Origin of the sequence: Clostridioides sp. GD02404 (genome assembly GCF_045898275.1) — a bacterium.
Taxonomy (GTDB): Bacteria; Bacillota; Clostridia; order Peptostreptococcales; family Peptostreptococcaceae; genus Clostridioides; species Clostridioides difficile_A.
In genome coordinates, this window is the sequence record NZ_JBJOCA010000029.1 from 18,462 (window position 1) to 31,177 (window position 12,716).

Annotated in this window: 12 protein-coding genes; 11 read left to right on the plus strand and 1 reads right to left on the minus strand. The window is 29.4% G+C overall.

Translation table 11 applies throughout. The features are described 5' to 3' along the window. Positions 1–5 precede the first annotated feature (5 nt). The 8 genes from grdD to Q3287_RS15700 all read left to right on the plus strand — a co-directional run bounded on the left by grdD (position 6) and on the right by Q3287_RS15700 (position 6,812). Positions 6–1,151, plus strand: coding sequence for a glycine/sarcosine/betaine reductase complex component C subunit alpha (gene grdD, locus Q3287_RS15665; protein WP_167639962.1), 1,146 nt, complete (start codon positions 6–8; stop codon positions 1,149–1,151). A 451-nt stretch (positions 1,152–1,602) separates the two neighbouring features. After that, a complete protein-coding gene (locus Q3287_RS15670; protein ID WP_407811546.1) occupies positions 1,603–1,905 on the plus strand; it encodes a helix-turn-helix transcriptional regulator in 303 nt (100 codons plus the stop codon). Between the two features lie 78 nt (positions 1,906–1,983). Then, a complete protein-coding gene (locus tag Q3287_RS15675; RefSeq protein ID WP_074178389.1) occupies positions 1,984–3,000 on the plus strand; it encodes a permease in 1,017 nt (338 codons plus the stop codon). 19 nt (positions 3,001–3,019) lie between these two features. Continuing rightward, entirely contained in the window at positions 3,020–3,370 is a 351-nt protein-coding gene (locus tag Q3287_RS15680; protein WP_407964383.1) for a thioredoxin family protein, read from the plus strand. Next, a complete protein-coding gene (locus Q3287_RS15685) occupies positions 3,357–3,773 on the plus strand; it encodes an arsenate reductase ArsC (protein WP_054270949.1) in 417 nt (138 codons plus the stop codon). The genes Q3287_RS15680 and Q3287_RS15685 overlap by 14 nt, the downstream gene beginning before the upstream one ends. Positions 3,774–4,026: 253 nt before the next feature. After that, positions 4,027–4,602, plus strand: coding sequence for a flavodoxin family protein (locus tag Q3287_RS15690; protein ID WP_407964384.1), 576 nt, complete (start codon positions 4,027–4,029; stop codon positions 4,600–4,602). Positions 4,603–5,020: 418 nt separating this feature from the next. Beyond that, the gene (locus Q3287_RS15695) at positions 5,021–6,100 is read left to right on the plus strand and encodes a M24 family metallopeptidase (RefSeq protein WP_407964385.1); all 1,080 of its coding nucleotides are present in this window, start codon (positions 5,021–5,023) and stop codon (positions 6,098–6,100) included. A gap of 112 nt (positions 6,101–6,212) precedes the next feature. Then, entirely contained in the window at positions 6,213–6,812 is a 600-nt protein-coding gene (locus Q3287_RS15700) for a hypothetical protein (RefSeq protein WP_407964386.1), read from the plus strand. Positions 6,813–6,989: 177 nt separating this feature from the next. On the opposite strand, the gene Q3287_RS15705 is transcribed toward Q3287_RS15700, so the two are convergent. Next, the gene (locus Q3287_RS15705) at positions 6,990–7,862 is read right to left on the minus strand and encodes a LysR family transcriptional regulator (RefSeq protein WP_054270945.1); all 873 of its coding nucleotides are present in this window, start codon (positions 7,860–7,862) and stop codon (positions 6,990–6,992) included. A gap of 414 nt (positions 7,863–8,276) precedes the next feature. On the opposite strand from Q3287_RS15705, the gene Q3287_RS15710 reads away from it, so the two are divergent. From Q3287_RS15710 to Q3287_RS15720, 3 genes are read left to right on the plus strand one after another with little or no spacing between them, the layout of a single operon-like run. Continuing rightward, on the plus strand, positions 8,277–9,680 hold the full coding sequence (locus tag Q3287_RS15710; RefSeq protein ID WP_161803378.1) for a hypothetical protein: 1,404 nt from the start codon (positions 8,277–8,279) through the stop codon (positions 9,678–9,680). 26 nt (positions 9,681–9,706) lie between these two features. After that, positions 9,707–11,251, plus strand: coding sequence for an acetyl-CoA hydrolase/transferase family protein (locus tag Q3287_RS15715; RefSeq protein WP_407964387.1), 1,545 nt, complete (start codon positions 9,707–9,709; stop codon positions 11,249–11,251). Positions 11,252–11,282: 31 nt separating this feature from the next. Further along, on the plus strand, positions 11,283–12,674 hold the full coding sequence (locus tag Q3287_RS15720) for an aldehyde dehydrogenase family protein (RefSeq protein ID WP_054277115.1): 1,392 nt from the start codon (positions 11,283–11,285) through the stop codon (positions 12,672–12,674). The last annotated feature ends 42 nt before the right edge of the window (positions 12,675–12,716 follow it).

The following is a 12,716-nucleotide window of genomic DNA, read 5'->3' on the forward strand; positions in this document are numbered from 1 at the left end:
AGGATATGTCAAAAAAAGTAATCGCAGATGTATTCTTAGAAGTAGCTAATGCAATAGAAAGCGGCGAATTTGGCAAAAAAGTAAAAATTGGTGTGACTACACTTGGAAGTGAACATGGTGTAGAGAACATGGTTAATGGTGCACAATTAGCAAAATCTAATTTATTTGATATAGTACTTATTGGACCAAAAGTAGAAACTGACCTTGAAGTAGTTGAAGTTAATGATGAAAAAGAAATGCATTCAAAAATGGAAGAATTATTAGATTCAGGATACATTGATGCTTGTGTTACTATGCACTATAATTTTCCAATAGGTGTATCTACAGTAGGTAGAGTGATAACTCCAGCCAAAGGAAAAGAAATGATACTTGCAACTACAACAGGAACAAGTGCTACTAATAGAATAGAAGCAATGGTGAGAAATGCCATTTATGGTATTGCTACAGCTAAATCAATTGGGAATAAATGCCCAAAGGTTGGAATACTTAATGTAGATGGAGCAAGACAAGTTGAGAAATGTTTAAAAGAATTAAAAGATAATGGATATGACATGGAGTTTGCTGATTCAATTAGAGCAGATGGTGGCTGTGTAATGAGAGGTAATGATTTACTTGTAGGTGCACCTGATGTTATGGTTACTGATACATTATCTGGAAATATATTTATGAAAGTATTTTCTTCATATACTACAGGTGGAGATTATGAGGCTCAAGGCTTTGGATATGGTCCAGGGGTTGGAGAAGACTATGATAGAAGAGTTCTTATAGTATCAAGAGCATCAGGTTCTCCAGTAGTAGCAAATGCACTAAAATACGCCTATGATGTTGTAAAGGGCGATATAAGTAATGTTGCAAGAAGTGAATTTGAAAAAGTTAAAAAAGCAAAATTTGATGATATTATATCTTCTCTTACTAAAAAAGAAGTTAAAGCTGAAAAAGTAGAAGTTAAAATGCCAGATAAAGAGGTTGTTACTCGTCAAATAGCTGGTGTTGATATAATGGATTTAGAAGATGCAGTATCTGAGTTATGGAAAAATGGAATCTATGCTGAAAGTGGTATGGGTTGTACAGGTCCAATAGTTTTAGTAAATGAAGCTAAAGGTGATTTAGCAGTTGAAACTTTAACTAAAGCTGGATATACTGCAAAATAGGTAGGAGTATATTAAAAGATGTGATTTTCTAATTGATAAGTTGGGAAATGTTTATGTGTACTCTTTAAATATAAATTTATTTTTTAAGTGAAAATTAAGTATTTATAAGGTTATGGTTTTAAAAATCATAACCTTATTTTTGTATTTTTTCTAAGAAATATATATCTACTCTTAAATTATTTTTACAAAGCCCTAAGATGTCCTTTTCTGATAAATTGTTTAATTTAAACAGTTCTATAAAAAGTAATTAGAAGTTAGACTATAAAAAGATATCTTGTTGTGGAGGATATTAATTAAGTTTTATGTATAAAGAAAAATTATTTAAGTATAGAGCATTTAGTCAAAAAAGAATCAATAAATCATATCAAATAAAATTGATGTGACTGTTGACAAAGCAATATTAATATAGTACGATAGACACATCAAAATATTTTGATATGAGAGGTGAAAAATGATGATTAACTATAAAGATGATGCAAAAATATTTAAAGCCCTTTGTGATGAAAAAAGACTTTTAATTCTCGAACTTTTAAGGAGTGGAGAAAAATGTGCTTGTGTTTTAATTGATAAAATGAATATTGGTCAATCTGCACTATCTTATCACATGAAAATATTGTGTGAATCAGGAATAGTATCACCAAGACAAGATGGAAAATGGACACATTATAGCCTTAGTAAAAAGGGCAGTGAATATGCTAGTAAGCGTTTATTAGAAATCACAACACCTAATACAGATACAGAATCTTGCAAATAAAAGTCATCTACAGATGGCTTTTATTAAAAAAAACATATCAAATAAAATTGATATGAAAAATAGAATGGAGGAATTGTTTTGGAAATATTACAAATAGCCATACTGTTTTTTCAAGACCAAATTCTTGGCATGAAATGGCTAAATAGTCTTATTGGCAACACATTATCATTTTTAGGATTAGATAATACTACACGACTAGGTGGTAGTGTTCAATTCTTTTTTTATGATGTTATAAAAATCACTATACTTTTATGTATTTTGATTTTTATTATATCTTATATACAAAGTTATTTTCCACCAGAAAGAAGTAAGAAGATTTTGGGTCGCTTTCATGGTATTGGAGCAAATATTGTTTCTGCTCTATTAGGGACAGTAACTCCATTTTGTTCATGTTCTTCTATACCACTTTTTATAGGTTTTACAAGTGCAGGGCTTCCTTTAGGAGTTACTTTTTCTTTCTTGATTTCATCCCCTATGGTAGATTTAGGTAGCCTTGTACTTCTTATGAGTATATTTGGTGCAAAAGTTGCAATTGCCTATGTGATAGTTGGACTATTAATTGCAGTTATTGGTGGTACTATTATCGAAAAATTGCACATGGAAAAATATGTTGAAGATTTTATACAAAATGCAAGTCATGTAGATATTGACTCACCATCTTTGACACGAAAAGATAGAGTTCAATATGCAAAAGAACAAGTTAGTGAAACATTTAAAAAAGTATTCCCTTATATTTTAGTAGGTGTAGGAATTGGTGCTATAATTCACAACTGGATTCCAGAAACTTGGATAGAAACAATTCTAGGTAGTGACAATCCGTTTGGTGTTATTTTAGCAACATTAGTTGGTGTTCCTATGTATGCAGATATTTTTGGAACAATACCTGTTGCAGAAGCATTGTTAATTAAGGGTGCACAATTAGGAACTGTACTTGCATTTATGATGGCTGTAACAACATTAAGTTTACCATCTATGATTATGCTTAAAAAAGCTGTAAAACCAAAATTACTGGCTTTATTTATAGCTATTTGTACAATTGGTATTATCGTGGTTGGTTATTTGTTTAATGTTTTGCATACATTTTTAATATTATAAAAACTAGGAGGAAATTAAGATGAAATTATTTGGTAAAAAAGAAGAAAAAAAAACATGTTGCTGTAGTGGAGATTGTACATCAGAAACTATGGAACATGCAGAAATGACAAAGAAAGAAGATGGAATCAAGGTTCTAGGCTCTGGTTGTGCAAAATGTATAGCTTTAGAAAATGCAACACGTACAGCAATTTCAGAAATGAATTTAGATTTAAATATTGAGCACATAACTGATTTTACTCAAATTGCTAGCTATGGAGTAATGAGCACTCCTGCACTTGTTATGAATGGCAAGGTTGTATCATATGGTAAGGTATTAACAATTGATGAAGTGAAATCAATTATAGAAAGGGAAAAACATGGTAGCCTATAAACCCAAAGTAGCTTTTATCTGTGTTCATAACTCTTGTCGAAGCCAAATAGCAGAAGCATTAGGAAAGAAACTAGGTTTAGATGTTTTTGAAAGTTATTCAGCAGGTACTGAGGTGAAATCACAAATAAATCAAGATGCTGTACGTTTAATGAAAAAAATTTATAATATAGATATGGAAAAAGAGCAATATTCAAAGTTATTAAAAGACATACCCGAAGTTGATATTGTTATTACAATGGGGTGTAATGTAGAATGTCCATATCTTCCATGTATATATAGAGAAGATTGGGGAATAAATGACCCCACAGGGAAAAGTGATGAAGAATTTATCTTTGTGATAAATGAAATATTAGATAAAATATTGTTACTTTCCAAAAGAATCAAAATGAATAGTACTAATTAAAATATCAACTTCTCTTTTTTATACAATTATTAATCTTGCTTATAAGCAGTAAATTAGTAATATAATATTGAACTAGATTCATATCAAACACTAAAAAATTAGATAATGTTATTAAAATACCTGAAAATACAATAAATAAAATAGATACGATATTTTATAATAATTTTCAAATTGAAGATATGAAGAAAAAGAAAAATATTTGGAGCAAATATTTCTTAATATAGCAAATATATATTAAATAGGAGAGTTGAAAATGTCTAAAATAGTAGCATTTGTAGGAAGCCCAAGGAAAAATGGTAATGTAGATACAATAATTAATGAAATAATTAAAGGAGCAAACAAAAATAATGTTGATGTAAAAAAATATTACTTAAATGATATGAATATAAAAGGTTGCCAAGGATGTTTATATTGTAGAAAAAATTATTCATGTTCACTTAAAGATGATATGATTCAAGTATATGAAGATATAAAGAAAGCTGAGTATGTAATTATAGGTTCGCCAGTTTATATATGTCAGGTATCAGCTCAAACCAAGTTATTATTAGATAGACTTTATCCACTTACAACAATAGATAAAGGTAAACATATACCTAGATTTGGAAATAAAAAAATAATCATGGTTTATACTCAAGCAGCACCTTTATCAATATTTTTTAAAAGATATTTTAGATATACAAGTAAGCATCTTAAAGGAATGGGTCTAAATCATTATAAAACTATAATTGCTACTAAAGCATTTGAAAAAAATTCAATTGAAAATAATCCTAAAATATTAAAAAAAGCTTATAACATTGGATTTAAAATATCAAAGGATATTAATATATAAAATCTACTTCAGATGTTAATTGAAAAACGGTAAATATTGTAATAATTCCTTATCTTTCTTATAATTATATTTGTAACTATTTTACTTAAAATTTTCATATAAAAATTTGAATTATCAACATAAACACTCTATTTATAAGCGATTTCATAGCCAAAAAACATTCATTTTCAATATAGTCATAAGGAACGAGGTTTTTTGTAAGTACTAAATTTTGGTTAATCCACATATATAATGAAAAAATTCCTAATAAGTATTGACAAAACTTATGAATATATCTTAGATAAAACTAATGAAATCTTAAAATAAAGTTAGAAAGATATGAAAAAATTTTAGAAATAAAGTATCTATTAGATAAAAAAGAACACTAATTAATGATATAATATAATTGAGGTAAAATTTATTATTTGGAGGCAAAATCATGAGCAAAGTAAAAAAAGTAGTTGAATTATTGGAATCCAAAGGTCTTGATGCACTATATTTAACTAAGAAGACCAATGTAAATTATATAAGTGGTTTTCCTGATGAGGAAGCATATGCAGTGATTTGTAAAGATGGTAATTTCTTAGTTACTGATAGTAGATATATGGAACTTGCAGAAAATGTTTGCGAAGGTTTTGAAATTATAAATTGGCATAACTTTGATAGAAGTGTGGCAAAAGCAGTAAAAAGCGTATGTGATAAAGTAGGTATAAAGAAACTTGGATTTGAAAGAACTAATATAGTGTTTGATAAATACGAGGAACTTAAAAATCTGATTGAGAAAGATAATGGAGAATTAATACCTACAGAAAATATTGTAGAGACATTAAGATATGTAAAAGATGAAGAGGAAATCAAGAATACAAGAAAAGCATGTGAGATAGCAGATAAGGCATTGGAAGAATTGATTCCCCATATAAAAGCTGGAGTTAGTGAAATTGAATTGGCTACAAAATTGGAGTATTTTATGAAGATGAATGGAGCACAAAATATAGGTTTTGAGACTATATTGATATCAGGTGCAAAGACTTCATTACTTCATGGTAAACCTAGTGATAAGGTCATAGAAAAAGGAGATTTTGTACTTATAGACTATGGTGCGATGTATAATGGTTATATATCTGATACAACTAGAACTTTTATAGTTGGAGAAGCTTCCGAAAAGCAATTAGAGGTATATAATTTGGTTAAAGAAGCACAAAATGTAGGTGTTGAAAACATGAAAGTTGGTGTACATGCTACAATTCCAGATGCTGAAATAAGAAAAGTTGTTAAAAAATATGAAGATTATTATTATCAAGGTATAGGGCATGGAGTTGGTAGAGATGTTCATGAAGAGCCTTTCATTGGTAATTATGGCGATAAAACTATAGAAGAAGGATGTATAATAACAATGGAACCAGGTATTTATTTCCCAGGATGGGGTGGAGTTAGAATAGAAGATACTGTTCTGATTACCAAAAACGGACCAGAAAGACTTACTAAATTCCCTAAAGATTTGATGATTTTAGACAAATAATTTGTTTTTTATATACTTTTTTACATAAAATATAACATAATCTCACCATTAAGCTCTCGTTACATATTATAGTAAAGAGGGCTTAATTTTATTGTGAGAGGTGATAATATCTGTGTATAAAAAACATAAACTTATAAAAAATATAAAAAAAGCCTGGTATAAAATCAAACTAATTGACAGATGTTTAATAATTGTAATGGCAATACTCATGTTTCAATCTATATACACTCTATTTGTCAACGAAGTAAATTCACAAGATACTACAACCATTGATGTAGTAGTAAGAACAACTTCAGCAGCTATATTTGGATACTTTTTAAGTGCTAATTTTATAAAGAGACCTTCAAGAAAGTATATAAATACTGATGTATCTTCAAATCTTTTTATAGATGATAATTCAGCTAATAAAGGTCAAGAATCAAGTCAAAATAATGTGATGAATGTCAAAAATACTATTGGATTTACTTCAGAGAAAGATAATTATGAAAATAAAGTATCTGTTAATAAAATTGAAGGTATTGAAGAAGGAGAAACCAGTGAATTACAAATTATTATAGCTACTGTAATTTGTGTTGTAGCATTAATAGTACTTTTTGTCGTAAGGAATTTTACAACTATAGCTCCAGCTTCTTTAGGTACTATTTCACAGATGAGAGATTTTGTATCAGGATGCGTGGGTTTTTTGTTAGGTTGTCCAAGTAGACCTGATTAAAAACATGATTAATAATTAAAAAAATATTGTTAGAAGTATCAGTATAATAATATTTAGATGTAAATGTATACAATTGTAATTTTCTGAGATTATATATTTTATTTTTATGCTGATACTCTACAATATTTATGGTGTATTATTTAAATTAAATATTGTACTTATATAACATAAATGAAACTAATTTATATGAATAGATGCCATATATTCAATAAAAAGTCTCATACTATGAGATATGTACTGATTTCTTCTCCAAAGAACACCAATATTTGCAGTAATTGCACGCTCTAATGGAATTGAACAGAGATTTTCTGTATTTTGAAATATTTCTTTATACAATATTGTTGAAGCTAAGTTATTTTCTAATAAATAACGTATAGTAGAAAGTTGATTTGAATGCAAAATTATATTTGGTTTAGCTTTTTCAAGTCTTTTTGTTATAATTTTATAATGATAAGAACCTTCAGATAATATGACAAAAGGTACATTTTTTAACATATAATTTGAAATAATAGGTTGCTTTGCCAATTCATTTTTTGGATTTGTAACTAAATACAATTCTGTTTTGTAGATTGTTTTTGAATCTATATCATCATAAATATCACTATCGATTATGCCAATACAAAAATCGAGTGAAGATTCTTCAATCATTTTAGCTCCAACAAATGTTGGAACTTCAAAGATTTTAAGTTCTATATCTGGATAAATTACATTAAATCTAGGAAGTATTTTTGAAAGTAAAAAAGTACCTAAGACTGTAGGAATGCCTATTTTAAGAGAGGCTTTTCTCTTTTTTCCTAAGTCTAGTGCATCACTTTGAAAATCTTCAAATTGTCTTGTAAAGTTTTTTGATTTGTCTAAGAAAATATTTCCTTCAGGAGTTAATTCTATTTTGTTTCCTATTCTGTAAAAAAGCTCAAAACCAAGTTCTTTTTCCAATTCTTTAATAGCTAATGTTATGGATGGCTGGGAAATATGAATACTTTCAGCAGCTTTGGTCATGTTTTTATATTTACAAACTGTTTGAAAATAATATAAATAATTTATATTCATTGGATATTAATTCCTTTCATTTATGTATTAGTGACAAGTATATAATTAACGACAATATAAGTTTTGTATATTGTTGTAAAAAAATAGAATAGTTTTAAACTATCATATCATAAGTTTTTGATATTTTCAATCTATTAAGAATAGTGCTATTATTAAATTAACAAAAGAAAATAGCTGATATACTTTGATGATAATCAATTTATAATCGAGTTATAGCAACGAATATTAAAAATTTAACTATTTAAAAATAAACAATTATTTTCGAGACTAGATTGTTAATTAAATCCTAAAGAAAAAGATTGATATTAATAAGGGAAAATTTTTTTAATTAGTAATGTTAATTTAATAACAAAATAAAGTTTTAGGGAGAAAGGAGAAATATATTTTTTAGTAATAATTGTTAATTTAATAACGATGAAAGGGAGTGATTTAGTGAAGTTTGAGTTAATGGATTTTTTAATGAATCCTTTTGTCCTTATGTTTGCTGCTGTAATTACAGGAATTTTATTTGGAAAGATTAAATTTGGGAAGTTTAATTTTGGGGTATCAGGAGCATTATTTACAGGATTATTTATTGGGTGGCTTGCATATAGCTTGGGGAATTCAGTAATAGCAAAAGGAGAAACAGCAGCAGGGTATAAGGCAGCAACTGTCATGATGGGAAATGGAATTATTTCTCCTGACTTCTTTGATTTCTTTTTGATAATATTTGTTGCAGCAGTTGGTTTATTAGCTGCAAAAGATATGAAAGCTGTATTAAAGAAGTATGGAGCACGATTTGTAGTTTTAGGAGTTCTTATAACTTTTATAGGAGGTTCTATGACTTATGCAATGACTTTACTATCAAGTAACAAAGGAAGCAGTGCTTATGAAGTTTCTGGTGTTTATACAGGGGCATTAACAAGTTCACCCGGATTAGCTGCTGCTCTAGAAACAGCTGGTAAACATGCAGAAGATGTATCAAAGGAGTTTGAAAAAGCTTCAATAGAAGATAAGAAAGAAATTTTAAAAGTTGTTGACCCAGAAGGAAAATTAGATGTAAATACAACTACATCACTAACTCAAGAGCAAATAGATAAATATATTGCGTATGCTGAAGCAGGTGTTGGTATAGGGCATGCAGTTGCATATCCTTTTGGAGTTTTAATAGTAATATTAGGTGTAAATTTCCTTCCAAAAATATTTAGGATGGACCTTAAAGAGGAAAGAAGAAAATATGAAAAAGAAATGAAAGAAGCAAGAGATAGCGTTGCAGGTAAAACGATACCAGAAGTTCCATTTAATATAATAACATTTTTCTTAACATGTTTGGCTGGATATTTGGTAGGAGGAATACATGTATTTATGGGACCATTAGGATACTTCACATTAGGAGCTACAGGTGGCTCACTAATTGTATCTCTAGTACTTGGATATGTAGGTAAGATAGGGGCAGTAAATTTCAGAATGGAAGAAAAGGTTTTAAACATTTTAAAGCAAATAGGTCTAGTGTTTTTCTTAGCAATAGTTGGATTAAGATATGGTGGTAAAGTAGTTGATTCAATTATGACATCTGGTATGCATCTGGCTTTTGTAGCAATAGTAGTGGGTGTTACAGCTATGATGATAGGATTCTTAGTTGGTAAATATATATTTAAATTAAACTGGATTTTACTATCTGGAGCTGTCTGTGGTGGTATGACATCAACTCCAGGTCTTGGAGCAGCTGTTGATGCTCTTGACAGTGATGACCCAGCAGCAGGTTATGGAGCCACGTATCCATTTGCATTGTTAACTAAAGTTATATTGGTTATAGTTTTACACAAACTTCCAATGTAAATAAGACTTTATATGGGGGGATATTTATGAATAATGAAGGCGTATTTGAAGAATTAAGAGAAAGATTAAGAAATGAAAAGTTATGTGATTTAATTATGAATGCAGATGAAGCTGCTAAAATTGTAAATGATGGAATGGTTGTTGGACTTAGTGGATTTACACCTTCAGGTTATCCAAAAGCAGTGCCATTAGCAGTTGCAGAAAGGGCTAAAAGAGGAGAAAAGATAAAGTTAACTGTGTATTCAGGTGCATCTTTAGGCCCAGAGGTAGATGGGGCATGGTCAGAAGCGGGTATAATTGAAAGAAGGCTTCCTTATCAGACTAATTCTACACTTAGAAATAACATTAATAAAGGCGTTGTTAATTATATAGATATGCATCTAAGTCATTCTACTCAATTTTTAAACTATGGAACTATACCTAAAGTAGATGTAGCTATAGTAGAAGCACTTGCAATAACCGAAAATGGAGATATTATACCTACCAGTGGTATTGGTAATTCACCTTCTTTTATAAAAAGTGCAGATAAAGTAATAGTTGAAATAAATCTTTCAAAACCAATGGAAATGGAAGGAATGGCAGACATATATATTACAGAAAATCCTCCACATAGAAAGCCAATAGAAATAAATCATCCTAAAGATAGAATTGGAACAACATATATACCTTGTGGCTTAGATAAAATTGCAGGAATCGTAATCACTAATATGCAAGATAAGACACGTCCATTAGGTATTGTAGATGAAGCTTCAAAAAAAATATCAAATAATATTATCGCTTTTCTGAAAGAAGAAGTAAAGTCAGGTAGATTGTCAAAAAATCTACTTCCACTTCAATCTGGTGTAGGAAGTGTAGCCAATGCTGTTTTATATGGATTATGTGAATCTGAATTTGAAAATTTAACTTGCTATACAGAGGTTGTGCAGGATTCTATGTTGGATTTAATAAGAATGGGTAAGGTCACAATGGCTTCTACTACGTCTGTAAGTCCATCACCAGAAGGGTTAATAAAATTTGAAGAAGATATTGATTTCTTTAAGGATAAGATTATATTGAGACCTCAAGAGATTAGTAATAATCCAGAAATAGCTAGAAGAATTGGAGTAATTGCAATGAACACTGCAATTGAAGTTGATATTTATGGAAATGTAAATTCTACTCATATTATGGGTTCAAAAATGATGAATGGAATTGGTGGTTCTGGTGATTTTGCTAGAAATGGAGCAATAACTATATTTAGTACTGAGTCAATTGCAAAAAATGGTGATATATCATCAATAGTACCTATGGTATCTCATGTAGACCACACTGAACATGATGTAATGGTAATTGTAACAGAACAGGGATATGCTGATTTAAGAGGTCTTGCGCCTAGAGAAAGAGCTATAAAAATAATAGAAAATTGTGCTCATCCAGATTATAAAGAACAACTTAGAGATTATTTAAATAGAGCCTGTCAAAATGGAGCAAAACAAACTCCTCACATATTGGATGAAGCTTTATCATGGCATAGTAAATTTATGAATACAGGTACAATGAAAAAGTCTGAAACTTTTAAAAGTGCATTATAAAAATATTTAATAAATGGGAGGCAGATTTAAAATGGAAAAAGCAATAGAAAACTTTGAAGATTTAAGTAAAGAATACATTAATGGTTATATTGAGAGAGCTAGAAAAGCTCAAAGAGAGTTTGAATGTTATACTCAAGAACAAGTAGATAAAATAGTAAAGATAGTTGGGAAAGTAGTGTATTATAATGCTGAATACTTAGCTAAACTTGCTGTAGAAGAAACTGGAATGGGAGTATATGAAGACAAGGTAGCTAAAAATAAAAGTAAAGCAAAGGTTATATATAACAATCTAAAAGATAAAAAATCAGTTGGTATAATTGATATAGATAGAGAAACTGGAATAACAAAGGTAGCTAAACCAATTGGAGTAGTAGCGGCAATAACTCCTTGTACAAATCCAATCGTTACACCTATGAGTAATGCAATGTTTGCCCTTAAAGGAAGAAATGCAATCATTATCACACCACACCATAAAGCAATTGGATGCAGTACTAAAACTGTAGATATGATTAATGAAGAATTAGAAAAAATAGGAGCGCCAGCAAATCTAATACAAATACTTGACCAACAATCAAGAGAAAATACAAGAAATTTAATTTCATCAGCAGATGTAGTAATTGCTACTGGTGGAATGGGAATGGTGAAAGCCGCATACTCAAGTGGAAAACCAGCACTTGGAGTAGGTGCAGGAAATGTTCAATGTATTATAGATAGAGATGTAGATATTAAAGAAGCAGTACCTAAAATTATAGCAGGAAGAATATTTGATAATGGTATAATTTGTTCAGGAGAGCAATCAGTGATAGTAGCAGAGGAAATGTTTGATAAAGTAATGGATGAATTTAAAAATAATAAAGGTTTTATAGTTAGAGATAATGCACAGAAAGAAGCTTTTAGAAATGCTATGTTTATAAATAAAGCTATGAATAAAGATGCAGTAGGTCAATCTGTTCATGCAATTGCAAAAATTGCAGGTGTTGAAATTCCAGAAGATACAAAAATAATAGTAATAGAAGCTGATGGTCCAGGAGAAGAGGATATACTTGCAAAAGAAAAAATGTGTCCAGTTATATCTGCATATAAGTATAAAGACTTTGAAGAAGGTGTAGCTATTGCAAAAGCAAATCTAAATGTAGAGGGAAAAGGGCATAGTGTATCTATCCATTCAAATACAGTTAAAAATATAGAATATGCAGGAGAAAATATAGAGGTATCAAGATTCGTTATTAATCAATGTTGTGCTACTAGTGCTGGAGGAAGTTTCTTTAATGGTCTTGCACCTACTAATACTCTAGGTTGTGGTTCTTGGGGAAATAACAGTATTTCTGAAAATCTTGACTATAAGCATTTAATTAATATTTCTAGAATTGCTTATTATATGCCAGAAAATGAAGTTCCTACAGATGAAGAACTTTGGGGATAGGATTTAGAAAAAAATATTAAGAAACAGACATAAGAAGGAAGT

Bases quoted from the DNA above. Each gene is read 5' to 3' on its own strand.
- grdD (WP_167639962.1), top strand. From the start codon at position 6: ATGTCAAAAAAAGTAATCGCAGATGTATTCTTAGAAGTAGCTAATGCA.
- Q3287_RS15670 (WP_407811546.1), top strand. From the start codon at position 1,603: ATGATGATTAACTATAAAGATGATGCAAAAATATTTAAAGCCCTTTGT.
- Q3287_RS15680 (WP_407964383.1), top strand. From the start codon at position 3,020: ATGAAATTATTTGGTAAAAAAGAAGAAAAAAAAACATGTTGCTGTAGT.
- Q3287_RS15685 (WP_054270949.1), top strand. From the start codon at position 3,357: ATGGTAGCCTATAAACCCAAAGTAGCTTTTATCTGTGTTCATAACTCT.
- Q3287_RS15690 (WP_407964384.1), top strand. From the start codon at position 4,027: ATGTCTAAAATAGTAGCATTTGTAGGAAGCCCAAGGAAAAATGGTAAT.
- Q3287_RS15695 (WP_407964385.1), top strand. From the start codon at position 5,021: ATGAGCAAAGTAAAAAAAGTAGTTGAATTATTGGAATCCAAAGGTCTT.
- Q3287_RS15705 (WP_054270945.1), bottom strand. From the start codon at position 7,862: ATGAATATAAATTATTTATATTATTTTCAAACAGTTTGTAAATATAAA.
- Q3287_RS15710 (WP_161803378.1), top strand. From the start codon at position 8,277: ATGAAAGGGAGTGATTTAGTGAAGTTTGAGTTAATGGATTTTTTAATG.
- Q3287_RS15715 (WP_407964387.1), top strand. From the start codon at position 9,707: ATGAATAATGAAGGCGTATTTGAAGAATTAAGAGAAAGATTAAGAAAT.
- Q3287_RS15720 (WP_054277115.1), top strand. From the start codon at position 11,283: ATGGAAAAAGCAATAGAAAACTTTGAAGATTTAAGTAAAGAATACATT.